This window comes from Lujinxingia vulgaris (genome assembly GCF_007997015.1).
In the GTDB taxonomy this organism is placed as follows: domain Bacteria; phylum Myxococcota_A; class Bradymonadia; order Bradymonadales; family Bradymonadaceae; genus Lujinxingia; species Lujinxingia vulgaris.
This window is the reverse complement of the sequence record NZ_VOSM01000004.1, coordinates 270,612-296,046: the sequence shown is the minus strand read 5'-3', so window position 1 is coordinate 296,046 and position 25,435 is coordinate 270,612. Positions and strand designations below refer to the sequence as shown.

Here is a 25,435-nt window from a genome sequence, read left to right as displayed (position 1 = left end):
CGGCGAAGTCATAATGATTGGCGTGTGAGGCGGGCGGGGAATCTGTGGGCGGGGGGCCTGTTTGACCGGGGGCGACGCCCGTGCTAGTCGGGGCCGAGCGAGGTGCCTGAAAATAGGAAGGGGCATCGACGACGATGGTGGCCGCCGGGTGGTGGCGTGAACAGTTAGCGAGCAGGAACAAGGCGATGATCACAACCTCTGGCGTGATGGTGAACTTCAGCGGGCAGCCGCTCTTTGAAGATGTGAACGTGAAGTTTCTTCCGGGGAACTGCTACGGGCTCATCGGGGCGAACGGCGCGGGGAAGTCGACGTTTTTGAAGGTCCTCTACGGGGAGCTGGAGCCCTCGGCGGGGGTGGTGAGCATTCCGTCGAACCTGCGCATGGCCAGGCTGGAGCAGGATCAGTTCCGCTACGACGATGACGTGGTGATGGACGTGGTGCTGCGCGGCCACCCGCGTCTTTTTGAGGTGCATAAGGAGCGCGAGGCGCTCTACGCCAGCGCGGATTTCAGCGAGGAAGATGGCGCGCGCGCAGCCGAGCTGGAGATGGTCTACGCCGACCTCAACGGCTATGAGGCCGAGGCCGAGGCGGCGATTTTGCTGGCCGGGCTGGGCGTGGGCGATGAGGAGCATCATCGCCGGATGGGGGATCTGGAGGCGGGTCAGAAGGTGCGTGTGCTGCTGGCGCAGGCCCTCTTTGGCAAGCCGGACATCCTGCTTCTCGACGAGCCGACGAACAACCTGGACGTGCACACGATCGCCTGGCTGGAGGACTACCTTCAGCGACTCGAATCGCTGGTGATCGTGGTCAGCCACGACCGCCACTTCCTGAACAACGTGTGCACGCATATCGCGGACATCGATTTTCGGCGCATCCGCATCTACGCGGGTAATTACGACTTCTGGTTGCAGGCCGCCGAGCTGGCGTTGCAGCAGCGCCGCGATGCGCAGAAGAAGGCCAGCGATAAGGCCAAGGATCTCAAGGCGTTTATTGAGCGCTTTAGCTCCAACGCGTCGAAGGCCCGTCAGGCGACCTCGCGTAAGAAGTTGCTCGATCAGCTCACGCTCGATGATCTGCCGGTCTCCACGCGTAAATATCCGCATATTCACTTCGGGTTTGAGCGCGAGTGCGGCAAGAAGGTGCTTCTGCTCGAAAACATCAAGAAGTCGATCGAGGGGGAGGAGCTGCTCAACGGGTTTAGCCTGAATGTGCAGTCCGGCGATCGCATCGCGTTTGTGGGTCCGGATGGGCGCCCGCGCACCACGTTGTTTCAGATTCTGGCCGGGGAGCTTGAGCCGGATAGCGGGAATGTGGAGTGGGGGAGCACGATCACCAGCGCGTATTTCCCGAAGGAGAACGACGCGTATTTTAAGGATGTGGATCTGAACCTGATCGACTGGCTGCGTCAGTTTACGGTCGATATGCACCTGGAAGATGTGCGGGGCTTTCTGGGGCGGATGCTCTTCAGCGGGGAGGACACCAAGAAGAGCGTGAAGGTGCTCAGCGGTGGGGAGAAGGTGCGTTGCATGCTCTCGAAGATGATGCAGGTGGGGGCGAACCTGTTGATTATGGATGAGCCGACCAACCACCTGGATCTGGAGAGCATTACGGCGTTGAACAAGGGGATGCAGGCGTTTAGCGAGAACAACGTGATCTTGTTTGCCAGCCACGACCGTGAGCTTGTGCGTACGGTGGCCAACCGGATCATTGAGATCGGGCCGAACGGTCATCTGGATTTCTACATGCCCTTCGATGAGTACGTGACGAGCGAGCGGGTGGCCGAGGCCCGTCGCGAGCTGCACGGTGCGGATCTGGGCCTCTGATAAGGTCGGGCGTGGGGCGGGGGAGCGGATGATTGCCGGAGGTCGCGCGGGGTGCGGCCTCCGGTTTTTTGTTTCCGGTGGGGAGGCAGGCTGACCCCGGGCCGTGAGAAGTTGAGCGGTGATGCGGTGATGGGGGGATTTGTGCTGACCTCGCGTTGCCGTCATCGCTGACCTTTGGTCGTGTGTTTACTGACCCTCGGTCGGCGTGTTTTCTGACCTCCGGTCGGCGTGTTTTCTGACCCCCGGTCGGTGGACGTTGAGGGGGAGACGTCTGAAGAGGTGGAGTGTGCGTTGACCGATGTCACACACATACCTACATTGCGGCGCGGAGGTCAGGTCTCGATGTGCGCGGAGGAGAGATGAGCGTTTTTGGGAAGATAGCGATCGTGGTTGGGATGGCTGTGGTGCTGGTGGGTTGCGAGAAGCATGAGCCTGAGGATGTGGCGCTGGGCTATCTGGAGGCGATGCGCGATGGGGAGATGCTCGAGGCCTGGGAGCGGGTAAGAGCCGAGGATCAGGCGGCGATGCCGCTGCGTGTGCTGGAGGCGCAGGGGGAGCAGGCCGAGTCGCAGGTCGAGGAGATGTCGGGGAGGGTGGCGTTTGAGGTGCTGGGGGTGGAGACGATCTCGGAGGAGGAGGTCGTGGTGCGGGTGGATGTTCGCATCGACGGGGCGTCGAGCGGGCAGGTTGAGGAGGTGCGTCTGTGGAGTGAGGCGCAGGGGTGGCGTGTGGATACGGACTGGTCGGAGCGAGAGGCCGGTGTGCTGGATCGTCCTGAGGAGGACGCGGCGCAGCCGTGAGAGCGTTGAGCTGGCCTGTGTGGGTCGTGATGTAGCGTTGATACCCTGTCTGCGGCGTTGAGAGCACCGGGAGTTTGTATGAAAGAGTCGAAGCCGTACCACGCGGTGTTGGTTCATGAGCTTGAGCAGGCGGGGCTCAATCAAAGCGAGGCCCCGGGGGAGGAGGCGTGGCGTGCGTTTCTGGAGCGTGTGTCGGGCCGTCTGGAGGATGCGTATCAGGGGACGGTGGTACTGGATGAGCGATTCGACAAGATGATTCGCCATGCGGTCGACCCCTTCTTTCTGCACGATACGCAGGGGCGCGTCATTGAGGTGAATCACGCGGCCTGCGAGATGCTGGGGTATACGCGGGAGGAGTTGTTGGGGATGGGGGTGGCCGACTTTGAGATGGATCTTGCGCCGGGGGCGATCTGGGATCGGATGCGGGTCGATGAGGTGTTTACGGTGGAGGGGCGTCATCGCAGCAAGGATGGGCGAGTCTATCCAGTGGAGACGCGGGTGGGGGCGTTTATGGCGGGTGGGCGCAAGGTGATTCTGGCGTTGTGCCGGGATGTGAGCGAGCGGGTGGAGCGTGCCCGGCAGTTGCAAGAACTCAATGAGGCGCTGGAGCGCGCGCGCGATGAGGCGGTGAGGGCGAGTGCGTCAAAGAGTGCGTTCCTGGCGGATATGAGCCATGAGTTGCGCACGCCGCTCAATGCGGTGATCGGGTACTCGGAGTTTGTGCTCGAGCAGATGCAGGATGAGGGGCCGGTGCGCTACCGCGAGGATCTGGAGCGGATTCGCGTGGCGGGTCAACATATGCTCTCGCTGATCAACGATGTGCTGGATCTCTCGAAGATCGAGGCCGGGAAGTTGGAGGCGCGCGCCGCAGAGTTTGACCTCGCCGAGCTCCTGGGGGACGTGGAGAGCACCGCGGAGCCGCTGGCGCTGGCGAACGGAAATCAACTCGAGGTGCGGTGTGAGCCGGGGGCGTTTTCGATGCACACCGATGCGACGAAGTTGCGCCAGATCTTGCTCAACCTGCTGGGGAACGCCTGCAAGTTTACCGAGGACGGGCAGGTGGGGGTGCTGGCGAGTTCGCCGAAGCCGGGGTGGGTGGAGTTGCGGGTGTGGGATACGGGCGTGGGGATGAGCAGGGAGGCGTTGGGGCGGGTGTTTGAGGCGTTTGAGCAGGCCGATGAGGCGACGGAAGAGCGCTACGGGGGGACGGGGCTGGGGCTGACGCTGACCGAGCGTTTTTGCCGCTTGCTTGGGGGGCGGATCAAGGTGCGTTCGCAGCCGGGGGAAGGCACGGAGTTTCGGGTACGAATCCCGCAGCGGTTGCCGGCGCTCAGCGAGGTTTAAGATCGGAGCCGGTGAGAGAGTGGGGGGGCGTCGCCGTTTGGTGAGGCGCGTTTGCGCTTAGTTTCCAGGCATGCGCGAGAGACTTGCCGGGAGACGGCTATGAAGAGCAAAGAGCAGATCGAGGAGATGGACAACCCGCCGGAGGGAGGGGCTGAGAAGCGCACGGATTACGCCTATGAGCGTACGGTGCAGGCCTCGGGGCGGACGTTGATGGCGGGGGTGCGGACGTCGATCTCGATGATCGCGTTCGGGTTTACGATCTTCAAATTCTTCGATTTTCTGGAGCAGGGCAACTCGGACATGCTGGGGGAGCTGTCGGCGCAGGGGCCGGCGAATGCGGGGTTGTTGCTCTTCGGGGTCGGGATGATCGTGCTCTTGCTCTCGGTGGTCGATCATGTGCGCGATATGTATCGGCTCAGCGATCGCGAGGGTGAGCGTTTTCCCTTTTCGGCGTCGCTGGTAGGGGCGGTGTTGTTGCTGGTGCTGGCGGGGCTGGTGATGGTGAACATGCTGACGGGGGTGGGGCCGCTGTGAGGCGGGTGGCGTTGACCGGGGGGCGGGGTGTGTTCGGTGTGACCGGGGGTCAGGGTGTGACTGTGGGTCTGGCTCGGGGGCGAAAGAAGAGGGTGGGGAGGCGACCGAGGGTCAAGGTGTGATCGGTGTGACCGGGGGTCAGGAAGTGACCGGGGGTCAGGTGTGACTGTGGGTCAGGATGTGACCGGGGGTCAGGGTGTGACTGTGGGTCAGGGGGTGACCGAGGGTCAGGATGTGACCGAGGGTCAAGGTGTGATCGGTGTGACCGGGGGTCAGGAAGTGACCGGGGGTCAGGTGTGACTGTGGGTCAGGATGTGACCGGGGGTCAGGGTGTGACCGAGGGTCAGGATGTGACCGGGGGTCAGGGAGTGACCGAGGGTCAGGGTATGACCGTGGGTCAGGGAGTGACCGAGGGTCAGGGTATGACCGTGGGTCAGGATGTGACCGGAGGTCAGGGTGTGACTGTGGGTCAGGGTTACGTGCCCGCGCCGACCCATTTCTGTGATGGGGCGGCGCGGGTGAGGAGGGTAATGAGGATCAGGCGAAGATGTTGACCGAGATGATGAGTACGGCGGTGAAGAGGATGGTCATGGCGGTGCCGGCTTTGAGGAAGTCACGCACGCTGTAGCCGCCGGGGCCCATCAGCAGGGCGTTGACCTGGTGGGTGGGAAGGAGGAAGGCGTTGGAGGCGGCAAGCGCGACGATGAGGCCAAACTGGGCCGGGCTTGCGCCGACACCGACGGCGACGTTGGCCGCCAGCGGTACGAGCAGGACGGTGGCGCCGACGTTGGAGATCGTCAGGGTGAAGGCGGTGGTCAAAAGGGCGATGGTGAGCTGAACGCCCCAGGTGGGGAAGGAGGAGGTCAGGCCGATGACGCGCTCGGCGATCCAGGCGGCGGTGCCGGTATCTTCAACGGCCTGGCCCAGGGGGATGAGGGCGGCAAGCAGGAAGACGGTCTTCCAGGAGACAGCGCGGTAGGCCTCGTCGGCAGTGAGGACGCCGGAGATAAGCGCGATGACGGCGCCGACCATCAGGGCCAGGGAGAGTTGCATCGACGAGAAGATGACCAGAGAGAGGGCCACACCGAAGGCGAGGAGCGCCCAGGGGGTCTTGTTGGTCCGGGGGGGCTCGGCGGGGTAGTCGGTCAGGACGACGAAGGCGGCTTCGCGGGCGAGGGTTTGCAGACGCTCCCAGGGGGAGAAGAGGACGAGGACGTCGCCAGCCTCGAGCACGATCTGGCGCAGGTCATCGGTTAAGAGGGTGCCGCGGCGGTGGACTCCGAGCAGCGTAACGCCGAAGGCGGCGCGAAGTTTAAGCTCGATGACGCGCTTTCCGACGATGTCGCTTCCCGGTCGCACCAGAACTTCGGCCAGGCCGGCGTGCTGATCGTCGTGCAGGGCGGCGAAGGGGGCGTTGGAGGTGGGTTCGAGTTGTTCGGTGCGGGCGAAGTGCTCGACGTGGTCGGTCGGGCCGACAACGGCCAGGATGTCGCCGGCGGTGATGCAGTGCTCGGCGGTGGGCGCACGGGTCAGGTCGTTTTCGCGGTCGATGGCGAGAAGGACGATGCCCTTGCGCTGCGCTTCAATGGTCTGGACATTCTGGCCGGCAAGGGGGCTGTGCCCGGGGACGGTGAAGGCGTGAATGGTCTGGTCGATGCCGTAGGTTGCGGCGAGGTCGGGGGCGTCTGTGCTGCCCGAGGGTTGAACCGAGGGGAGGAGCCACTTGCCGGCCAGCGCGAACATGGCGATGCCCGCGACGGTCAGAGCGATACCGATGGGGGTGGGGGTGAAGAGTCCCAGGGGTTCGATCTCAACGCCGAGGTTCTGAGCGCTGGCAGCGAGCAGGTCATTGAGGAGGATCAGCGGGCCGGAGGCGACCAGGGTGATGGTGCCGCCGAGGATGGCGGCAAAGCCCATGGGCATGAGGATGCGGGAGATGGAGATGCCGGTACGCTCGGCCAGGCGCTCACTGACCGGGAGAAAGAGGGCGGCGGCGCCGATGTTCTGCATAAAGGCGCTGATGCCGGCCACGCTCCCGGAGATCAGCGAGATGATGCGGCCTTCGGTGCGCCCACCGATGCGCAGGAGGAAGGCGGCGACGCGTCGCATGATGCCGACGCGGTCGAGGGCAGCGCCCAGGATCATCACCGCGATAATGGAGATAACGGCGTTGGAGGCGAAGCCGTTGAAGAGTTGGCCTGCATCGACGAGGCCCGTGAGACCGACAGCGACCATAATGATGATGGCGGCGACATCGATGCGTACAATCTCGGAGACGAAGAGGTAGATGGCGCTGGCGAGGATCACGAGGACTGTGATCATGTCCGGTGTGAGAGCTTCCATAGGTGTGGCTCCTGGCTAAATCATGGCTATTGGTATTGCGCGTTGGGCCGAGGGGGGCGCTGCGCTCAGTGGGAGTGTTTGCAGTGTTCGTGCCAGGGTGGGGGTGGGGTGGGAAAGGTTAGTGATTTCAGTGGTTTGCGGGGGGGGGTGTCGAAGGGCGATGGACGGGGGGGATTGAGGGGAGGGGAAGAGGGGAAGGATGTTTCATGGATGGTTCAGGGGTGTTTCAGGGCTGGGCGGTGGGTAGGGGAGATAGTTGGAAGGTGGTATCCGGTGAGATGTTGGGAAGGCGACCGGGGGTCAGGGAGGGGCGACCGGGGGTCAGGGAGGGGCGACCGGGGGTCAGGGAGGGGCGACCGGGGGTCAGGGAGGGGCGACCGGGGGGCAGGGAGGTGTGACCGTGGGTCAGGGAGGGGCGACCGGGGCGGTGAGCACGTGAGACAGCCCGATGGGAGCCGAGTTTAGAGAAGAAGTAGCAGCAAGGGAGAGATTTTGTAGCCGGAGGGCGGTGCAATAGGCGCACGAGGGCCTTTTCCTCTCCGGCCTGAAACCTGCGCGTTCAGGGGGAGGGGGCAAGGGAACCAGGTGTAAGGCTCGATTCCCGCTTATGGGCGGTCGCTGTAGACGTCGACCACCGGATATGTCGAATGAGACAGCGCGAGGCCGAGCCCCGAACCTGTCGCTGACGATCAGGAGTTCAGGAGGCAGGTTCGGGCGTACCTCTTGATGCGCGCGATCCGAGCGACCTGGGTCAGGGGATTGTCTGGAGGAGCAGGCGCGCACGTGACGCCGCTGTTGCGACGAAGAGCGATCGTCCCGCAGGGGAAGACGCAGTCTCGCTCGCCATCTTTCCAACGGTTTCGTTGAAAGATGTAGGCTTCCAGAAAATCGCGACGGGCGGCCTCGGCGCGGCTCATCAACTCCCCATCCAGGGTGGCAAATCTCGGGATGAAGCTCCGTGCCGGGGTTGGCGTGTTTGGTGACGAGTAGGGATCGATCTCCAGACGATCTTTTGTGGCGAATTCAAGGGTGGTGTTCTGGGCTTCGCGTTCTGCGAGGATCTCCAGACGAGCTTCTTCAATGAGGGCTTCGAAGTGGTTAATCGTTTTAGCGAGAGGCCACTCTTCGTAGCCGGGGGGCGGCTCAGGCTTCAACTCGATGAACTCGGGGGCGTCGTCGCCGATAAATCTGGCAGGACGCGGAATCCGCATGGTGGTCCCCCAGTCTTTCGGCTGGATCATGAATCCGGGCCATTCCTCCAGGTGGTCGACGAGTCCTGCCCGCACCGGGTTAAGGAGGGTGTAGATCAGCTTGCGATCGCTGGCGTCCTGGTCGAGCAGCACGCAGTCGCAGTAAGTTCCGGCCTCCCAGAAGTGTCCCTTGCGCTGAAGAGCTTTGTTTCGAGCCCGGGCAATGCTCGCGAAGCTGTCGCGAGCCATATTGCTGCGTTCACCCGTGTTGTCCGTGATGACCAGATGGATGTGGTTGGACATGACCGTCACCCCGTGAATGGTCTGGCCGTGACGGTTTGCCGCTCGCGCAAGTGCGTAGCTCGTGAGCTCGGCAACCTCGGCGTCTGGAAGCAGGAAAAAGCGTCGCTCCGAGGTGCGTCGAGTGATAAACACCAGCTGGTCGGGGAGGTGTTGGCGAGGCGCGGTCATGGCAGATCTCCGAGAGAGGTTGGGCGAAAACAGCTCGTGTGTCTGTTATCGGCGTCTCCGGGAGGATCTTGCGTAAATGTCTCAATTTTTTTGGTGGTATGGAGTGTTTTTAGAATGTTTTGAATGAGGGCTTCGCTGGCAAAGTGATGTTTCAAGTGTGAAACGTGAGCAGGTGCTACGTTCGAGTCGTGCGGGAGTCAGGCGGATAACCGGGAGTCAGGCGGATGACCGGGAGTCAGGGGGGAGCGATCGAGGGGGTTACCGAGCAGAAGCGGATAGGGAGGTGGATTATGGCAGGTGGTGAGGTCGAGAATGATGCGCAGCCTTACTGGACGCTTGAGCGCGCCGGGGAGTCGGAGCTGATCGTTGAGCGCAGCAGATTTATCGGGTTTGCGGGTCCGGTTAGCGCGGAAGATGAGGCACTTGTGCGTGTCGATGCGCTGCGCCGTCAGTTTCACGACGCGCGCCACGTCTGTTATGCGATGAGGATCGGGCGGGGTATCGAGCAGATTGAGCGCGGTGCAGATGATGGAGAGCCGAGTCGAAGTGCCGGGTTTCCGATGCTTCAGGTTCTGCAGGGGCGCGAGTTATGCGATACGTTAGTCGTCGTGGTGCGCTATTTTGGAGGGATAAAGCTCGGGGTCGGCGGGCTCGCCCGTGCGTACCGAGAAGCCGCCAGGATGGCGCTGGACGCTGCGGTGGCGGTGGAGCGCTTTCCGGAGGTGGAGGCCGACCTGGTGATTCCCTACTCGGTGCAGGCGCAGGTTGAGCATCTGTTCGACGGCCAACAGGGAGTGCGCGTCATTGCGATGCAATACGGTGCGGAGGTGCGAATGAGACTGGCTATCCGTTGCGTCGAGCTGGAGATGGTAGAAGACCGCCTCGCGGCCCTGTTGCAGCGAGGCTCCGATGATGTGTTCGATATGCCAGCAGCAGGCAACGAGCCCGACTGAGTTGGCGAAGGAGGGGGATGGTACGAGGTTTGTCGGTATGCGCTAAAAATGCCTCGTTTACGGGGGGCCGGAAGCGATCATCCGCCTGACTCTCGGTTACCCGCCCGGCTCCCGGTTACCCGACTGACTCCCGGTCCTCCACCTGACCCCCGGTCCTCCACCTGACCCCCGGTCCTCCGCCTGACTCCCGGTCTTTGGCCTGACTCCGGGACGCGTCGTTGACGGGGAAGGTGCGGGTTTGCGACGCGATCTTTGGAAGGCAGCGACGAGGAGTGTCAGGGGCGGGTCGCGATCCAGACGAGATGACGACGGCCGCGGTCGCCAGCGGCGTAGGAGGTGTGGCGTTTGACCTGAAAACGCGCCTTTTTTAGACGTCGGGAGAAGGCTTGATCGTCGGAGACTGACCACACGCCGAGGATGCCACCGGACGTCAGCGCGTGGAGGGCTCGCTCGAGGCCGACAGCGCCGTAGAGACCATCATTTTCTCGGGCTGTCAGGGCTTCAGGGCCGTTGTCGACATCGAGCAGGATCGCATCGAAGCGCTCCTGTGTGCGGGCGATATGCGTCGTCACGTCACCTTCCAGCAGCGTGACACGTGAATCGTCGAGGGGGCTGTTGGCAAGCGGTGCGAGGACGCCTCGGTTCCAGGCGACGACCTCGGGGACGAGCTCGCTGATAAAGACCCGGGCGTCGGGGCGGAGAGCATCAAGGGCGGCCCTCAGCGTAAACCCCATACCGAGCCCACCGATGAGAACGCGGACGTTGGGGCGATGGGCGATGGGAGCAACACCGCGGCTACCCAGGGCATCCTCGGAGCCGTGGGCGCGTGACGTCATCAATTCCACACCGTGAGCACGAAGCACGTACTCCTGATCACGCTGCTGAAGGAGCAGCTCTCCGCCATCAGGAAGCGTCGTGCGTTCCAGGGTGAACCAGGGTTTCATACGAATCTCACAGAGTCAGGCATGGGGCGTTGAACGATGCCGGGGAGGGGAGTGAGGCCGGGGCGTACGGCCGCGCTTGCGTACTCTTAGCGTCCGGGGGAAGGGACGCGCTAGTTCAAAAGCAGATAGAGCCCAACGATCGGGGCTGTCATCAGCAGAGAGTTCAGGGTGGCGAGTGCGACCAGCGGTGTCAGAGCGATGGTCCTGGTTTTGCTGCGCAGACGAAGAAGGCGAGCGTGTGCAGCGCCGAGGGTTTCGAGTGCAGCGCCGCCGGGTTCCGGCGACGTGGCGGCAGATGTGCGATTGGGGGAATCCGTTTCGGGCTCGGTGGGGCGAAGCGTGCGGGAGATCAGGCGCGCGATGGTTTTGTCGAGAGCCCAGGTGAGAGGTCGGGCGAAGATGCCCGCGGCCTGCTGTGAGGCACGACGTACCACCGGATAGAACAGCCCCTGGTAGAGCGTGTGAGAGAGTGTCTGGAGCGCACTGGCTGAGAGCTTTCCCCGACGCAGGGAATCAACTTCGGCCATCGCCGACTCCAGACCTTCGATGACCATTACGACCAGTTGCCAGATGTTGTCCATGGCGAGGTCGACGACGCGGACCGCGCCCCAGGTGGCGCCGAGACCGGCGCCGATGACGGCTGCGTAGAGGATGATTAACACCCCGGGGAGCAGTGTCAGGGGGGAGAAGAGCCACCAGGAAAGAGCCACGCCGAGGAGCATCGTGAGCGCGCACCAGCGCGCCAGCAAGAATATCGCCGAGGGGAGGTTGAAGACGCGACTGGCCCTTTGTTGAAGGGTGATACCGGCGTTCCACTCTTGCCACCAGTTGGAGGGCAGGCTGGTGAGCGCATCGCCACGTTCCAGGTTGGCCGGAGGCGTCGCAGGCTCTGGCACCACTGGCGGGGAAGATGAGCGAGTATCGGGGGCGCTTGGATTGCCGAGCATAAAGGTCGTCCTGATCGGAGGGGCGCGCTAGGACTGGTGTAGCTTGCTGGCGAGTTCGGTCCAGGCGGGGGCATCGTCGGCGGTCATGGACTGCAGAGCGTCGGTCGAGATTTGCCCCACGGAGACGGGCTGGCGTCCGGACGCGGGCCAGATCATTCTGACGAGCAGCGCTTCGAGATCAGGCTCACATTCGCATGTCATCCATGCGTCGACCAGTTCCTTCCGGGCTGCCGCGGAGCTTTCGGCCGGGGGCAGGGTGGCGACGCGCTCCACGAGCAGATCGACCGCGGGACAGGTTTGAGGGTTGGCGAGGGAGCCGGGGGCAGCTGCCCGTTTTATGGCGTCATCGCTCGGGGGGGCGGCCCGATCGACGGGGGCTGCGGTGGGCACCACAAAGAGCACCGATTCGCCGAGCTCATTGCGAAACGCCGTCAGGACCTGGTTCATGCGCTCGGCCGAGGTAGGGCCGTCGATGCGAAAAGCGATTGCGGAAGGCTCGGCGCCGGGTTGTTTTTCTATCGCGCCTTGAAGGGCCCGGGCTGCGGCGTCGAGGTCGCCTTTAAAGTCGCGGCGCAGGAGGCTGAGCGAAGCGTCGCTGATGCCGATGAGGATGCGCGGGGTTTGACGGGTCGGATTGAGTGGGTCGATGCCTCCCGGCGGTTGAGCATCTGCCGCAGGGCGCGTGGCATCGATCCAGGCCTGGGCGCGCTCGGCGCTGGCCAGATCGCAGCTCCAGTCGTTGGAGGGAAAGGGAAGCGGCGCGGCCGCAGCGGCTTCCGCGCCTTCGGGTGCCTGATAGGGAGAAGTGAGTTCCTGGGCGTTCTCGGCGACCGGCTCCGGCTCGGAGTCGGAGCGGTCGCAACCCGCGGCATAGAGGCTCAACAGGAGCGCACAGGTTAAGAGAGAAAAACGGCTTTGCAGCAGGCCGGGCGATGTCAGGAGGGACGACGAGCAGGTCACGATGGGCTCCGCGGGCAGAGGACAGTTACACCGGCGTTCGACGTCTGGGGTGCGGCCGAAATTCAGCGCGGTGGTAACACGGCTGTAAAGGCCGTTGCCGGGCATTGCGCGATCACTCGTTTGCCGCGTCGAGGGCCCGCACCATGGCTTCTCCGACGCCGGTGGCGGAGGCCGGATTCTGGCCTGTGATCAGGCGCCCATCGACAACTACGTTTTCCTGAAAGTTGTCTGCGCCGTCGAAGTTCGCGCCGCGTTCGCGAAGTTGGCTCTCCAGCATGAAGGGGACGACCTGATCAAGCTCCACGGCGCGCTCCTCCGCATCGGTGAAGCCGGTGACGTCTCGGCTGGCAACCAGCCATTGGCCATCGGAGAGCTTCACGTTCAACAGGGCGGCCGGGCCATGGCAGACCGCGGCGACGGCTCCTCCGGCCTCCCAGACGTCTCGGGTGACACGCTGCATGTCGGCGTTATCGGCGAAGTCCCACATGGTGCCGTGTCCGCCGGCAAAGAAGATCGCCTGGTAGCGCTTTGGATCGACGCGCTCGATGGAGATCGTCGTATCGAGCTTTTCGCGCAGCGCGTCGTTCTCCCAGAACTGCGCGTTGATCGGGTCGTCCAGATCCAGGCTTTTGGGGTCGGGCGTGACCGGACCTCCCTGCGGGCTGGCAAAGTCGACGGTGTAGCCGGCCTCGGTGAGCACCGACCAGGGGTGGGTAACTTCGCTCAGGTAGTAGCCCGTTTGTGTGTCGGTGTCGCCAAGCGAGGTGTGGTTGGTGAGCACGAAGAGGACGTTGCCCTCACTCGAAGGTGTGTCTTCGGGGAGGGCGTCATTTGCCGGGGAGGGAGCTGTGTCTTCAGACAGGCTCTGGGACCCGGAATTTTCGGGGGATCCGGTGGCGCAGGCGGTGAGGAGGGCGCCTGTGGCAAGCACGACAAAGAGAGAGGCAGAACGGGTCGAAGAAAGCATGGGCAATCGGATGCTGAGGGTAGATAAGGGCCAGCGCGAAGCGCCGCGCCGGCGGTGAACAGATGTAATGCTGTGCACCGGTTCAGCATCGGCCAGAACTTCCCCTCTGATTTTGTCCAATGATTTTTAAAATCCTGGAGCCGAGTTCGTGAAGTCGGCGCGGATACTTGCGACCGGGTGACCGAGGGTCAGGATTTCGGGTGACCGAAGGTCAGGATTTCGAGGGATTTCGGGTGACCGAGAATGAGCTCCGAGGCCGGACAGGATGCCTGGCCCCGGAGTCAGGGGCGTCAGTGGCCGGAAGGGGCGGCCAGGCCGACGCGGTCGATCAGGCGCTGGCTCTCAGTGTTGAGGCCAGTGATGACGACCTCTTTGCCCAGGGCGCTGTATTTGGTGATGACCCGCGCGATGGCGGCGACCGCCGAGTGGTCCCAGACATGGGAGCCCGAGAAGTCGATCTCGACGCGGCCCGGGTCGGCCTGCACATCGAAGGTTTCGCTGAAGTCGGTACAGGTCGCAAAGAACATCTGCCCCTGAACCCGGTAGCGTTTGCTGCCGCAGTCGAGGAGCTCATCATTGATGGCCAGGCGAGCGATGCGCCAGCCGAAGATGATGGCGCTGAGAATCACGCCGAGCGCCACGCCTTTGGCCAGATCGTGGGTGTAGACGACGGTCGCCACCGTGGAGACCATGACGATGGAGTCGGCCGCCGGGATCTTGCGCAGGTCCATAAGCGACTTCCAGTCGAAGGTGCCCACGCTGACCATGATCATCACGCCGACGAGCGCGGCCATGGGGATGCGCATGACGATGTCGCCGAGCACCAGGATGAGGAACATCAAAAAGACGCCGGCGACCAGCGTCGAGAGGCGACCGCGGCCGCCGCTTTTGACGTTGATGACCGACTGTCCGATCATCGCGCAGCCGGCCATGCCGCCGAAACAGCCGGCGATGGCGTTGGCGATACCCTGACCGCGCAGCTCTTTGTTCTTGTCGCTGCGGGTGTCGGTCATATCATCGACGATCGAGGCGGTGAGCAACGACTCCAGCATGCCGACCATCGCCAGGGTCAGCGAGTAGGGGAGGATGATGAGCAGCGTCTCCAGCGAGAAGGCGACCTGCGGAAGCGCGAAGAGGGGGAGGGCGCGGGTGACCTGGCCCATGTCGCCGACGGTCTTAAGTTCCCACCCGCCAAAAATCACCACGGCGGTGATGATGACGATGGCGACCAGCGCCGAGGGAACGGCTTTTGTGATGCGTGGCAGGCCGTAGATGATCGCCAGGGTCGCGGCCACCATCGTGTACATCAGCCAGCCGGCCCCCTCAAAATGGGGCAGCTGCGCCATAAAGATCAGGATGGCCAGGGCGTTGACAAAGCCCAGCATCACGGAGTGGGGGATGAAGGTGATGAACCTCCCCAACTTTAAGGCGCCGGCGATGATCTGAATGACGCCGGTGAGAATCGTTGCCGCGAGCAGGTATTCCAGCCCGTGGTCAGCGACCAGGGTGACCATCAGGAGCGCCATCGCGCCGGTGGCCGCCGAGATCATGCCCGGGCGACCGCCTGTAAAGGCGATCGTCACGGCGATGCAGAAAGAGGCGTAGAGACCGACCATCGGGTCGACGCCGGCGATAATGGAGAAGGCGATCGCCTCGGGGATCAACGCCAGGGCGACGGTGATGCCGGCCAGGATGTCGCGGCGACTGTTGAAGAACCAGGTGTCACGGAAGGACTGAAGTGCGGGGTGCAAAACGCTTGCCTTGGAACATGAAGATGGGGGGTACAGATGCTCGACGGCTCAAGACGCACACATCTCCCGGGCCGCAGGCGTTTGCAAAGCGGCGCGTTCACCCGAGTCACGTTGAAGCGGGCGAGAACCTAACGATGGCATTTGAGGGGCACAGCGGAAGGAGGGGGACGGGAGCGTCCTGAGTTAGACGCGCCGGTGACTCGTTAGGATGGCGCGTGAGGCGGCGGGTTAACGTAAAAGGGGGAGATGTGCAAGGTGAAGTTGGCGGCGGGCGGTTGTCGAAGGGCTATTTTTTTACCGGGGGGGGTGGCGAGGTAGGGGGCCGGCCAGGCGGGCGCGGCGCAGCTGCAGTTTCGCGTTGCACGAAGACTGGTCGTTGGTCACCAGGGGATGGGGGAGCCGTCCCAGGCGAAGAAGTTGCCAGAATCTTCCGAACGCAACCCGTCGATTACCTCGAGAAGTTGTGTGGCGGCGCGCTCGGGGGAGAAGAGCTTTGAGGCCGGGACGTGGGCCTGAAAAGGCCTTGAGAGTTCCGTATCGACCGTTCCCGGGTGAAGCGCCACACAGATCAACTCGCCCATGCGTCGATGGTGCCCAAGCTCAACGGCCATGGTGCGCGTGAGCATATTCTGGGCGGCTTTGGAGGCGCGGTAGCTGTCTGGGCGGCTTTGGAGGCGCGGTAGCTGTACCAGCCTCCGAGGCGGTTGTCACCGATGCTGCCGACGCGCGCGGAGAGGTTGGCGATGACGGTGCGTTCTGAATGACGCAGCAGCGGGGTGAGGTGTTTGACCACCAGGGCCGGGCCGAGCGCGTTGACTTGCATCAGCTCGTTGAACGCGGCCGGCGGCTGGCTCCCTGGATCAACGCGTGGCTCGGATTGGGAAAGGATTGCAACAATGACGATGGCATGGGGGGCGGGCCTGGATAGCGGGGCAGGAAAGCTGGCGAGCGTTGACTGGCCAAAGCTCGGAACGAACTTCGGCCCGGGCAAGATCGACGTCTTTGCCGGGAGAGTCTGGGGGCGAGCTATGAATGTTATGAATGACGCAGCGAGGAGTTGAAGATGGGACGAAGCGCGAAGATCTGGGTGTCGCTTTCGGCGCTGGCCGTCGGGGCGGTGTGGCTGGCAGGGTGCGCCAGTACCGGCGGTGGGGAGTCGACGGTGAGGGTGGTCGATGACCTGGAGATCGAGCGCTACCTGGGCACCTGGTACGAGCTGGCGTCGGTGCCGCTTCGGGCTCAGCGTGGCTGCGTGGGGACGACCGCCACGTACAGACTGCGGGACGATGGCGATATTCGGGTCTACAACCGGTGTTTGAAGGGCGGTTTTGATGGCGAGGTCAGCGATATCACAGCGCGGGCCTGGGTGGTTGATCCGCAACAACCGGCGAAGTTGAACGTGCGGTTTTTCTGGCCTTTTAAGAGCTCCTACTGGGTGGTTGCGCTGGATGCGGACTACCGCTGGGCAGCGGTCTCCGGGCCCGAGCGTGAGAAGTTATGGATTTTGAGTCGGACGCCTTGTCTGGACGCGCCAGAGTTTCAGGCGATCTACGATGATCTGGAGCGGCGGGGGTTCCCGGTTGATGAGCTTCGTGCGACGCCCCAGCAGGATGATGAGGGGCGAGTGTGTGAGGTGACGCTGGGGCCGAAGATGGCGGGTGAGTAGCGCTTGGTGAGCGTGTCGGGGCAGGATGATGGATGAGTGTCGTCGGTGTGCCCCAACGCGCGACGTGGCGCGCAGGTGATGGTGATGGTGGAAGACTTGAGAAGCCCAGAGGAGTGCGGGATGTGCCGTGGTGTTCAACGAGAGCGTAAGGCGGCCGGGGAGCCGCTTCGGGGCGGGGTGTTCGTCGGGTGGGTTGTGTTTGTGATGATGAGCTTTTCGGGGTGTGCGCCGGGCTCCCATAACGATCTCAATCCCGACCCGGGTGAAAACCTCGCTGAGCAGCGCGCCGCCGATCAGGATCGCGAGCGGGAGATGCGAAAGATGCAGTGCGCCGATGGCAAGACGCGGTGCGACGGGCGCTGTGTGGATCTGCAGTCCGATGCGTTTCATTGCGGGGGCTGCGGGGAGGTTTGTGCGCCTCCCGGGATCTGCGATCGCGGGCAATGCGTGCGGTGATAAGGTGGGGGCATCAGCGAGTGTTGAGCTGACTTCCGGATGATGGGGGGCCCGCCGATTTTCGGACGTTTCGGTCATCCGCGTTTCGCAAAGGGAGGGGGAGTCGCGGGTTTGGTGATCGGTAAAGCTGACCCCGGGGCCGGTTTGGAGCGACATATTCAGGGGGATGTGCGGCGCGTTTCAGCGTTGAAACGCAGGACGCTTTGCGTGGTGAACGTCGAAGTCGGCGAAGCGTTGAAGGTTGTGGGGCTGCGAACGAATTGTCACACTTCAAGGTGTCGGTGCCATAGTTGTTGAGGATGAGTTGGGATGACTTACGGGGGACCTGTGATGAGGACGAGATGGCCGCGCGCTATATATTGAGCCAGCCGATGGCGCTGGCAGTGGAGGTGGCCATCGACGAGGGGCTTGATGTGGAGGCCCTGACCCGGGGGCTCGACGTGGATGTGAAGGCGATCCTGCGATCGGCCTACATGCGGGTTCCCTGGGAGAGTTTTGCGCTCTTTTTGGAGCGGATGGAAGAGAGGCTTGGCGGGGAGCTGGTCAACGCGATGCGTCGCCACTACCTGGAGCAAAACCCGTTCAGCAACTTTGTGAAGGTAGGTGGGTTATTTTGCAGCCCGCAGCTTTTTTACAAGATGGCGAATCATGTCTTCGGGCCCATGATGTTTCCGTTGCTTCGATTTGAAGTCGAGGAACTTGGGCGCAGGGGATTTCGCGCGGTGGCGACGTTGCCGGAGGATGTGCGCGATAGCCCTTTGTTCTTTCGTATATGCAAAGAGTTTTTGCAGTACGGGCCGACGCTGATGGGCATGGAGCCGGCGCGTATCCAGGTCAGCTACGGTCAGCGAGAAGCGACCTATCGAGTGGGCTACCCTCCATCTCTCTCATTGCCGGCGCGTTTGCGCCGGTTTACGGATGCGGCGCTGACCAGCCGCGCGTTTATGGAAGAGCTCCGTGCCCAGGGGGAGCGGTTGCGTGAGAGTTACGACGCGCTGCAGGAGTCTGAGGAGACCTTTCGTACGATGGTCGAGCGCAGCCCGGACGGGGTGATGGTGCTGGGTGAGCAGGAGGTGATCTTTGCCAATGATGCGCTCGCCAGGATGTTGGGGCTGCGTCACGGCGGAGAACTTGTTGGACGGTGCGTCGAGCAACTTGAGGTGCCGGGATATGATTTGCCTGAGCTTCTGAACGAGGCGATGCACCGGGGCGAGGCGGTCGGGTTGCGAATGCGCGCGCTGGATGAGGGCGGGGCGACGGTGCCGGTGGAGGCACGGGCGCTGCGCGCCCGATTCCTGGGGCGTCGGGCTCTGGTCGTCACGATGCGCGATGTGCGTGAGCGCGAGGCGTCGATGGCGCGGGCCATCGATACCGATCGCCTCGTCACCATGGGGACTCTGGCCGCCGGTGTGGCCCACGAGATCAACTCGCCACTGAGCTACGTGCAGGCCAACCTCGACTTTCTAGGCGAGCTTTTGGAGGAGTCGCCAAGCCTTCGTGACCTGGGGGAAGAGAGCGAAGAGGACGTGCGGGCGTCGCTGCGCGATGCGCGCAAAGGCGTGGAGCGAGCCATTGAGATCACCCGCGATCTCAAAGAAATCGGTCGGCAGGGGGCGGAGCATGGCGAGGTGATCGACCCTCGCCTCTCTGTGGAGGGGGCGCTGCGCTGGGCGCGGGCCGAGGTGCTGCAGGTGGCCCGTCTCCATATGGAGTTGGAGGACTGTGGCGAGGTGGTCGCCAGTCGGCGGCGTTTGAGCCAGGTGGTGCTCAACCTGCTGGTGAACGCGGCGCACGCGATGAGTTCGGAGGGGCGTCAGCGCAACCTGGTGCGGGTCACGACCTTCGCTACCGAGGATCATGCCTGCATTGAGGTCTGTGATAACGGACCCGGGATGTCGCAGGAGGTTATGGAGCGGGTCTTTGAGCCCTTTTACACCACCAAGGAGCCGGGGCGAGGCACCGGGCTGGGGCTATTTGTGAGCCGCGAGATTGTGGAGGAGTTTGGCGGAACGCTGCATCTGGAGAGCGCGCCGGGCAAGGGGACGCGAGCGACGATTCGGCTGCCGCAACATCAGGAGGTAGCGCGCAAGACCTCAAAGGCGACCGCATCCTGAGCGGCTGAACGGGAGTTTTCGCTTTATCGTGATGTCTCAATGGGGTCGGGAAACGCGTCCAGCCAGCCGACGGCGCGCACGCCCCACAGGCCGATGAGGATGGCTTCGGCCGCGTCATGCCGAAGCGCGGTGGGGGCGGGGGCACCCGACCAGGTAATGATCTGGCGAGCAAGCGTGTCGGCGGCGGCTTTGGCGTCCGCGCCGCTGCGCTGCTGGCGATCAAAAAGGAGGGCCTTGCGCCAGCGTTCTGGAGCGACCTGAAGGGTGTTTGCGCCCTGGCGCTCGGCGGCCTTCTGCCAGATTTCGGCCAACCCCCGGTCGCCTTCGAGGACCACGTAGGCCAGCGGGGCCTCGTCGCGAAGCACCGCCCAGGCCGCGTCGCGCAGGCGGCGTTTGCTGCCGAAGTTCGTGGAGCGGTAGCGCACCAGGCGGCCCTCGGCGCTGTAGGTGGCGAAGCCGCAGCGCAACCCCAGATCGATCGCTAGAAGATGTGGGGTCATGGTCTTGAACTCCTGAAAATGCGTTTACCCTTCCCTTTGCTTCGAGAGCGAACTTCGAGGGTAGCGGGCGTTGCGATGGGGCGCCCGAGCAGACGTAGCGGCGAGAAAGGAGAGCAGGTGCGACAGGTCAAATTATGGGGAGGTGTGGGGATGTTCAAAGGTGCTTTCTGGGCCGGCGCCCTCACCGCCGCAACCTTCTGGGCCGTCGGCGCGCTGAGTCGCCCGGCGCTGGCGGCCGAGCCCGCCGCGCGGCCTCCGAGCGCGGCTGACGCGGGCACCACCAGGCTCGCCGAGACGTCTCCGACTTTAGCGCACTCTTCGCCGCAGATCACCCGCTGGCCCGGACCTGTGGAGCTGCGTGAGGTCAACCAGGCGCGCCTCAATCGCCAGGCCCGTGGCATGAGCGTGCTACTCGCCTGGTCCGCGCTGAACATCGGCGTGGGCACCGCGGGCTACTTCGTATCCGACGGTCCGCAGCGCTACTTCCACCAGATGAACGCCGCCTGGAATCTCGTCAACGCCGCCATCGCCGGGTTCGGGCTTCGCGGCGCGCTGCGCGCCGACGCGGCGAGTTTCGATGGGTTGCAGACACTGGAGGAGGGGCGCTCGTTTGAGCGGGTTCTGGCGATCAACATCGGCCTGAACGTGGCCTACATGGCCTCGGGAGCGTTCATGTGGGAGCGGGGTCTGCGCCGTGATGATGAACGTCTGTTGGGCTACGGCCCCTCGCTCGTGCTGCAGGGGGCGTTTTTGCTCGTCTTCGACAGCACGCTCTTTGCGCTGCAGCAGCGCGCCTCGGCCCGTTTCCTCGATGGAGTTCAGGTGGGGGCGACGGCTGATGGGGGTCTGCAGCTGGGTTATGGCGCGCGCTTTTAGAAGGCAGCGCGGCAGCGAATGACGGTCTTTGAGAAGATTAGAATGAGCGGGCCCAACTCCTCACCCTGGCAGGTTTGAGGAGGCGGGCGAGCCTCCCGGGGTTGTCGTGGGCCTGACCGGGGGGCAGGCCGACCGGGAGTCAGGCCGACTCGGAGTTGGAGGCCAGCGAGGCGCCGTTGGAAGGGCTGCGCGCGCCGCGGTTGACCGCGTCGCGGACAAGCTCCAGAAGATCATCGCGGCTGTAATGACCTTTGCTCAGCACGTGGTGCACGCGCTGGGTGAGTCGGGAGCGATCGCGCTGGTTGAGATCCATCGCAGTGACCACAACGACCGGGATGTCTTTCCAGCGCGGGTTTTCCTGAAGACGGTCGAGGACCTCAAAACCGTCCATCTCGGGCATCATCAGGTCGAGGAGGATGAGGCTGGGCATGGCGCCTTCATCCAGAAGTTCCATAGCGACGCGGCCGTTGGGGGCGCTCTCGACCTTCCAGCCGGCCTGAATCACGGTGCGTTCGAGCACGTCGCGGGTGGCGTCGTCGTCTTCGACGATCATCAGGCTCTGGTTGCTCTTGCGGCCCTGGCCGAAGATGTCGAGGACGCGGGTCAGGCGGCTACGATCCACCGGTTTAAGCAGGTATTCGGAGGCGCCCAGCGCGTAGCCCATGCTCTTGTTGCTGACGATGGTGAGCATCACCACCGGGATCTCGGCGATCTCCGGATCGGCTTTCAGTCGGGTGAGCACGGTCCAGCCGTCCATCTCGGGCATCATCACGTCGAGGGTGATGACGTGGGGCTGGATCTCGCGGGCCATCTCCAGGCCCTCCGAGCCGCTGAGCGCCGAGCTGACGCGGTAGCCTTCGCGGTTGAGGAAGCGACGCATCAGGGCGTGTACGGTCGGGTCGTCGTCGATGACCAGCACCGAGGGGGCGTGATCGGGGAGATCAACGCTGAGATCGTCGATCTCTTCGTCGAGGACGAGCGGATCGTTTTCGGCCAGCTCCACCTTGCTGGGCAGTCGCACCCGGAAGGTGGAGCCCTCGTCGACCTGGCTTGTGACCGAGATGGCGCCGCCCATCATCTCGGTGAAGTGGCGGGTGATGGTCAGTCCGAGGCCGGTGCCGCCGAAGCGGCGCGTGGTGGATTCATCGGCCTGGGTGAAGGCGTCAAAGAGGGCTTCGAGTTTTTCCGGGGAGATGCCGATGCCGCGGTCCTGCACCTCGAAGACGCACCACTCGCGATCGTCGACCGTCTCGCTGTAGACGTTGAGGCGTACCACGCTGTTGTTGGTAAATTTGGCGGCGTTGGAGAGCAGGTTGAAGAGGATCTGCCGCAGTTTGGTCAGGTCCACGACGATGGCGGTGGGGGCGAGCTCGGCGTCGACGCTGAAGCGGTTGCCGTTCTTTTCGATGAGCGGCTTGATGGTGGCTTCGACGCTCTTGAGCAGGTCGGGCAGGTTGATGGTCTCGAGGTACATGTCCATCTTGCCGGCCTCAATCTTGGCCAGGTCGAGGATGCCGTTGATCAGGCTGAGCAGGTGGTTGGCCGCGCTGCCGATCTTCTGAAGATCGTCGAGGTACTCCTTCTGGCCATCCATGGCCATCTCTTCGCTGATGAGCTCGCTGTAGCCGATGATGGCGTTGAGCGGCGTGCGAAGTTCGTGGCTGGTGTTGGCGAGAAAGGCGCTCTTGGCCTCGCTGGCCTGGAGCGCGGCGTCGCGGGCTTCGCGCAGCTCGACCTCGGCCAGGCGGCGCTCGGTGATGTCGCGCAGGATCACCACGCGACGCTCCTCGATGTCGCTCTCGATGCGGCTGACCGAGAGTTCCACCGGGAAGCGCTCCCCGCTGGAGCGGACCGCGTCGGACTCATGCAGCTTGCCCTCCCAGGCGGCGATGCCGCGCGGAGCGTTCTTTTCCGCAAAGAGCGCGCCCGGGGTCTCGCGGGTCTGGCGGGAGTCGTCGCGCTCATCTTTGAGGGGGCTCTCCGCACGGGGGCTTCCGGTGATGGCCGGAACGATCGCGCTGAAGGGGGAGCTGACGATGGCATCCTGGGGGTAGCCGAAGATGCGGGTGGCGGCCGGGTTGAGCTCCTCGATCTGGCCGTTGGCGCGCAGGGTGAGGATGCCGTCGGCGGCTGTCTCTACGATGGCGCGGGTGTGGGCTTCGCGGCGTTGCATCTGGCTGACCGCCCAGTTTTTGAGCGCCTCATAGGCCAGGGTGAGGCTGAGCACGAGCACGTAAAGTCCGGCGAGCACGGTCATCTCAAAGATGATCGACTCGCGCTCGCCAAGGGAGGGAGCGCGCTCGGTGCCCGAGAGGATCTGGATGTAATAGATCGCCGAGGCCGTCAGGCTGAGCACCAGCCAGACCACGCCGGAGCGGATGTTGGCCACGAGGATGGCGAGCATCGGGACCACCGCCAGCCACAGGAGAGGGGGGGAGCCAAAGCCGGCGACCATCGTCACAAAGATCATGCACCAGTAGACGTTGAACGCCAGCCAGTTGCCGATGACGTTGAAGCTGACGTTTTTGCGCAGCATCAAGATCGAGGCGCAGACGGTGCCGGCGCAGAGCATCACGCCTGCGGCGCTCAGCCAGGTGCTGCTGAGCGCATACATGATCACCGAATAGATCGGCGCCCAGATGGCCAGCGAGAGCGAGAAGACAATGACGATCTTCGCGCGAAAGGCCTGCTCAACAGGAGCGTCGGCAAAATCGGGAGCGACGCGGGCGAGCAGCGCGTCCAGGAGGCCGCTGCGGGAAGTGCCGGAGATGGTGCTCATGGGGGAGATCCTGAATGGGTACGACAATCGAGCTCCCGAAGAGGGAGAGCAGATTGTGCGCGGGCGTGAACCTGACCCCCCGGAGGCGCGTTGCCCGGGCACCGGATATGGCTTAGTTGTGTGGCAGACGTTAAGGTAATAGCTGCCGAGTGCGCTCGACGGCAAGGGCGCTGAGGGTCAGAAGTTGTTTTCTTATGTGACTGACGCGCGTGCGCACGAGGGTGGGCCAGTCGCGAGCGTCGCGAAGTTGGCCAGATTCGGCCAGGCGACGGGTGTGCTGGCGTTTGATTTTGCCGCTGGAGGTTTTGGGGATGGAGCCGGGCGGAACCAACTGAAGATCGGCCAGGGCCAGCCCGAAGTGATGCTGGAGGGTGTGGCGAACCTCGCGCTCCACCTGGTCGAAGGGGCGCCAGCTGCCCGGGGATATCTCGGCGACCAGCTGCAGCGCCTGGGTGCCCAGGGCGTTGGGGCGCGTGTAGGCGACCACCCGGCCCAGGCGCAGTCCATTGATGCGGCCGACGTGACGCTCGATGTCGGAGGGGGCGAAGTTCTGGCCGGCGATGATGATGAGATCTTTGAGGCGGTCGATGATGTAGAGCTGATCATCGGCGACGTAGCCGATATCGCCGGTGGCGAGCTCCGGATCGGCGGTGACATCTTTGCCCCAGTAGCCCGGTGAGACCGAGGGGCCGCGCACGTGAATCTGGCCCACCTGGCGTTCGCCGAGGGCCTGACCACTCTGAAGATCGCGCAGGATCAGGGTGTGTTCGGGCACAATGAAGCCCACGCTCACCGAGGTGAGCGCGTGAGAGGCTTGCGGGTCTTCTTCGCTGGCGCGGCGCTGATCGGCCACCTGGTTGCGGTCGACGCTGTCGTAGCGCACGCGGGTGCTGGGCCGCGGGAAGGCCACGGCGAGTGTGGCTTCGGCCAGGCCGTAGACAGGGAAGAAGGCTTCGCGTTTGAAGCCGTAGGGCTCAAAGCGGCCGAGGAAGGCGTCGACGGTGCGGTGGTCGATGGGCTCGGCGCCGTTAAACGCCAGGCGCACCGACGAGAGATCGACGCCATCGAGCAGGCGCTCGGGCAACTTCTGCGCGACGACCGCGTAGGCGAAGTTGGGCGCGACGATGAAGGTGGCGCGAAAGCGGGTGATGCCTTTGAGCCAGCTGTCCGGTCGGGCGACAAAGCCCGAGGGGCGCATCAGGTAGGGGGCAAAGCCGACAAAGAGCCCGAGCAGCGGGCCGCCGATGAGGCCCATGTCGTGGTAGAGAGGCAGCCAGGAGAAGGAGCGGTCGGCCGGGGAGAAGTGCCCGGCCAGGGTGCTCGCGCGAAGGTTTGCCACCAGGTTTTGATGCGTGACGATGACGCCCTTGGGGGAGCCTGTGGAGCCGGAAGTGTACTGCAGGTAGGCGGCCTGCGAGAGGGGTCGCTGCCAGTCTTGCGCGGCGATGGGCTCGGCCGGCGCGTCGGCGTTGAGGAGGGCGGGGCCGTCGAGGAGCGTGGTGGCGCCGAGGCTGGCCAGATCGAGGGCGTCCCAGCGGTCTCGGTGGTCGGCGACCAGGGCGCGGGGTTGGCAGTCGGCGCAGACCGCCCGGATGCGCTCGTTGAAGCTGCGCGAGAGCTTGAGCTCGGTCAGCGGCGGCAGCGGCACGGCGATGGCGCCCAGGGTCATCGACGCCAGCATAAAGGCCATGAAGACGTCGACGTCGTCCAGCGAGAGGATCACGCGCTCGCCATCGCTCACGCCCTGTGCGAGCAGAGCGGCGCGGGCTTGCTCCACCGAGCGTTGCAAACGCGCAAAGCTGACGGGGGCGGCGTTGGGGCCATCTGCGCTAAGGGTGACGTCATAGAACGCCGGCGCCTCAGGGCTGGCGTTGGCGCGCCGCCAGAAGATCGCCGAGAGCGACTCCGAGGGGTCGGGGATGGCGTCGAGCACCGCTGCGGGGGTATCGAGAGCTGAGGCGGGGCGAACCCAATGAGGCTCGGTGAGGGGCGTCGGGGCGGTGGATGCGGACATGGC

At 64.0% G+C, this 25,435-nt stretch carries 21 protein-coding genes; 9 read left to right on the top strand and 12 right to left on the bottom strand.

All coding sequences use genetic code 11. The annotated features are described in order from the left end of the window. Positions 1-185: 185 nt before the first annotated feature. The 4 genes from FRC98_RS10490 to FRC98_RS10475 all read left to right on the top strand — a co-directional run bounded on the left by FRC98_RS10490 (position 186) and on the right by FRC98_RS10475 (position 4,501). The gene (locus FRC98_RS10490) at positions 186-1,823 is read left to right on the top strand and encodes an ABC-F family ATP-binding cassette domain-containing protein (protein WP_146981363.1); all 1,638 of its coding nucleotides are present in this window, start codon (positions 186-188) and stop codon (positions 1,821-1,823) included. Positions 1,824-2,182: 359 nt separating this feature from the next. Then, positions 2,183-2,623: a DUF4878 domain-containing protein gene (locus FRC98_RS10485; RefSeq protein WP_146981362.1), complete on the top strand. Its 441-nt coding sequence runs from the start codon at positions 2,183-2,185 to the stop codon at positions 2,621-2,623. Between the two features lie 78 nt (positions 2,624-2,701). Continuing rightward, a complete protein-coding gene (locus FRC98_RS10480; RefSeq protein WP_146981361.1) occupies positions 2,702-3,967 on the top strand; it encodes a PAS domain-containing sensor histidine kinase in 1,266 nt (421 codons plus the stop codon). Between the two features lie 99 nt (positions 3,968-4,066). After that, entirely contained in the window at positions 4,067-4,501 is a 435-nt protein-coding gene (locus FRC98_RS10475) for a YidH family protein (protein WP_146981360.1), read from the top strand. Positions 4,502-5,038: 537 nt separating this feature from the next. On the opposite strand, the gene FRC98_RS10465 is transcribed toward FRC98_RS10475, so the two are convergent. Next, on the bottom strand, positions 5,039-6,844 hold the full coding sequence (locus FRC98_RS10465; protein ID WP_146981359.1) for an SLC13 family permease: 1,806 nt from the start codon (positions 6,842-6,844) through the stop codon (positions 5,039-5,041). Positions 6,845-7,533: 689 nt separating this feature from the next. After that, entirely contained in the window at positions 7,534-8,505 is a 972-nt protein-coding gene (locus FRC98_RS10455; RefSeq protein ID WP_146981358.1) for a transposase, read from the bottom strand. A 290-nt stretch (positions 8,506-8,795) separates the two neighbouring features. Here FRC98_RS10455 and FRC98_RS10450 point away from each other — a divergent pair, with 290 nt between their 5' ends. Continuing rightward, entirely contained in the window at positions 8,796-9,458 is a 663-nt protein-coding gene (locus tag FRC98_RS10450) for an IMPACT family protein (RefSeq protein ID WP_230467500.1), read from the top strand. A gap of 275 nt (positions 9,459-9,733) precedes the next feature. On the opposite strand, the gene FRC98_RS10445 is transcribed toward FRC98_RS10450, so the two are convergent. The 7 genes from FRC98_RS10445 to FRC98_RS22235 form a co-directional block, all read right to left on the bottom strand. Further along, complete coding sequence (locus tag FRC98_RS10445) at positions 9,734-10,402, bottom strand: spermidine synthase (RefSeq protein ID WP_146981356.1); 669 nt, start codon at positions 10,400-10,402, stop codon at positions 9,734-9,736. Positions 10,403-10,512: 110 nt separating this feature from the next. After that, entirely contained in the window at positions 10,513-11,349 is an 837-nt protein-coding gene (locus tag FRC98_RS10440) for a hypothetical protein (protein WP_146981355.1), read from the bottom strand. 27 nt (positions 11,350-11,376) lie between these two features. Beyond that, a complete protein-coding gene (locus FRC98_RS10435) occupies positions 11,377-12,231 on the bottom strand; it encodes a hypothetical protein (RefSeq protein ID WP_146981354.1) in 855 nt (284 codons plus the stop codon). A 190-nt stretch (positions 12,232-12,421) separates the two neighbouring features. After that, positions 12,422-13,276 carry a type 1 glutamine amidotransferase domain-containing protein gene (locus FRC98_RS10430; protein ID WP_146981353.1) on the bottom strand — a complete coding sequence of 285 codons (855 nt, stop codon included), beginning with the start codon at positions 13,274-13,276 and terminating at the stop codon, positions 12,422-12,424. A 290-nt stretch (positions 13,277-13,566) separates the two neighbouring features. After that, positions 13,567-15,027 (bottom strand): SulP family inorganic anion transporter, encoded by a 1,461-nt coding sequence (locus tag FRC98_RS10425; RefSeq protein WP_146981352.1) that lies wholly within the window; start codon positions 15,025-15,027, stop codon positions 13,567-13,569. Between the two features lie 380 nt (positions 15,028-15,407). After that, on the bottom strand, positions 15,408-15,638 hold the full coding sequence (locus tag FRC98_RS22240) for a Rossmann-fold NAD(P)-binding domain-containing protein (protein WP_230467517.1): 231 nt from the start codon (positions 15,636-15,638) through the stop codon (positions 15,408-15,410). After that, on the bottom strand, positions 15,596-15,850 hold the full coding sequence (locus tag FRC98_RS22235) for a Rossmann-fold NAD(P)-binding domain-containing protein (RefSeq protein ID WP_230467518.1): 255 nt from the start codon (positions 15,848-15,850) through the stop codon (positions 15,596-15,598). The genes FRC98_RS22240 and FRC98_RS22235 overlap by 43 nt, the downstream gene beginning before the upstream one ends. A 240-nt stretch (positions 15,851-16,090) precedes the next feature. On the opposite strand from FRC98_RS22235, the gene FRC98_RS10415 reads away from it, so the two are divergent. The 3 genes from FRC98_RS10415 to FRC98_RS10405 all read left to right on the top strand — a co-directional run bounded on the left by FRC98_RS10415 (position 16,091) and on the right by FRC98_RS10405 (position 19,263). Continuing rightward, entirely contained in the window at positions 16,091-16,693 is a 603-nt protein-coding gene (locus FRC98_RS10415) for a lipocalin family protein (RefSeq protein WP_146981351.1), read from the top strand. A gap of 120 nt (positions 16,694-16,813) precedes the next feature. Beyond that, entirely contained in the window at positions 16,814-17,149 is a 336-nt protein-coding gene (locus tag FRC98_RS10410) for a hypothetical protein (protein WP_230467499.1), read from the top strand. A gap of 341 nt (positions 17,150-17,490) precedes the next feature. After that, entirely contained in the window at positions 17,491-19,263 is a 1,773-nt protein-coding gene (locus FRC98_RS10405) for a sensor histidine kinase (RefSeq protein WP_230467498.1), read from the top strand. 23 nt (positions 19,264-19,286) lie between these two features. Here the strand turns inward: FRC98_RS10405 and FRC98_RS10400 are convergent, their stop codons facing one another. After that, positions 19,287-19,763 carry a hypothetical protein gene (locus tag FRC98_RS10400; RefSeq protein WP_146981348.1) on the bottom strand — a complete coding sequence of 159 codons (477 nt, stop codon included), beginning with the start codon at positions 19,761-19,763 and terminating at the stop codon, positions 19,287-19,289. A gap of 117 nt (positions 19,764-19,880) precedes the next feature. On the opposite strand from FRC98_RS10400, the gene FRC98_RS10395 reads away from it, so the two are divergent. Then, the gene (locus FRC98_RS10395; RefSeq protein WP_146981347.1) at positions 19,881-20,639 is read left to right on the top strand and encodes a DUF6992 family protein; all 759 of its coding nucleotides are present in this window, start codon (positions 19,881-19,883) and stop codon (positions 20,637-20,639) included. A gap of 139 nt (positions 20,640-20,778) precedes the next feature. Here the strand turns inward: FRC98_RS10395 and FRC98_RS10390 are convergent, their stop codons facing one another. Further along, positions 20,779-23,418, bottom strand: coding sequence for a response regulator (locus tag FRC98_RS10390; protein WP_146981346.1), 2,640 nt, complete (start codon positions 23,416-23,418; stop codon positions 20,779-20,781). A 130-nt stretch (positions 23,419-23,548) separates the two neighbouring features. Continuing rightward, on the bottom strand, positions 23,549-25,432 hold the full coding sequence (locus FRC98_RS10385; protein WP_146981345.1) for an AMP-binding protein: 1,884 nt from the start codon (positions 25,430-25,432) through the stop codon (positions 23,549-23,551). Between the last annotated feature and the right edge of the window lie 3 nt (positions 25,433-25,435).

Coding starts and splice junctions, on each gene's coding strand:
- FRC98_RS10405 (WP_230467498.1), top strand. CDS start 17,491: ATGGCCGCGCGCTATATATTGAGCCAGCCGATGGCGCTGGCAGTGGAG.
- FRC98_RS10400 (WP_146981348.1), bottom strand. CDS start 19,763: ATGACCCCACATCTTCTAGCGATCGATCTGGGGTTGCGCTGCGGCTTC.
- FRC98_RS10440 (WP_146981355.1), bottom strand. CDS start 11,349: ATGCTCGGCAATCCAAGCGCCCCCGATACTCGCTCATCTTCCCCGCCA.
- FRC98_RS10480 (WP_146981361.1), top strand. CDS start 2,702: ATGAAAGAGTCGAAGCCGTACCACGCGGTGTTGGTTCATGAGCTTGAG.
- FRC98_RS10475 (WP_146981360.1), top strand. CDS start 4,067: ATGAAGAGCAAAGAGCAGATCGAGGAGATGGACAACCCGCCGGAGGGA.
- FRC98_RS10410 (WP_230467499.1), top strand. CDS start 16,814: ATGTGCCGTGGTGTTCAACGAGAGCGTAAGGCGGCCGGGGAGCCGCTT.
- FRC98_RS10490 (WP_146981363.1), top strand. CDS start 186: ATGATCACAACCTCTGGCGTGATGGTGAACTTCAGCGGGCAGCCGCTC.
- FRC98_RS10485 (WP_146981362.1), top strand. CDS start 2,183: ATGAGCGTTTTTGGGAAGATAGCGATCGTGGTTGGGATGGCTGTGGTG.
- FRC98_RS10455 (WP_146981358.1), bottom strand. CDS start 8,505: ATGACCGCGCCTCGCCAACACCTCCCCGACCAGCTGGTGTTTATCACT.
- FRC98_RS10445 (WP_146981356.1), bottom strand. CDS start 10,402: ATGAAACCCTGGTTCACCCTGGAACGCACGACGCTTCCTGATGGCGGA.
- FRC98_RS22240 (WP_230467517.1), bottom strand. CDS start 15,638: ATGGCCGTTGAGCTTGGGCACCATCGACGCATGGGCGAGTTGATCTGT.
- FRC98_RS10415 (WP_146981351.1), top strand. CDS start 16,091: ATGGGACGAAGCGCGAAGATCTGGGTGTCGCTTTCGGCGCTGGCCGTC.
- FRC98_RS10390 (WP_146981346.1), bottom strand. CDS start 23,418: ATGAGCACCATCTCCGGCACTTCCCGCAGCGGCCTCCTGGACGCGCTG.
- FRC98_RS10450 (WP_230467500.1), top strand. CDS start 8,796: ATGGCAGGTGGTGAGGTCGAGAATGATGCGCAGCCTTACTGGACGCTT.
- FRC98_RS10465 (WP_146981359.1), bottom strand. CDS start 6,844: ATGGAAGCTCTCACACCGGACATGATCACAGTCCTCGTGATCCTCGCC.
- FRC98_RS22235 (WP_230467518.1), bottom strand. CDS start 15,850: ATGCAAGTCAACGCGCTCGGCCCGGCCCTGGTGGTCAAACACCTCACC.
- FRC98_RS10385 (WP_146981345.1), bottom strand. CDS start 25,432: ATGTCCGCATCCACCGCCCCGACGCCCCTCACCGAGCCTCATTGGGTT.
- FRC98_RS10430 (WP_146981353.1), bottom strand. CDS start 13,276: ATGCTTTCTTCGACCCGTTCTGCCTCTCTCTTTGTCGTGCTTGCCACA.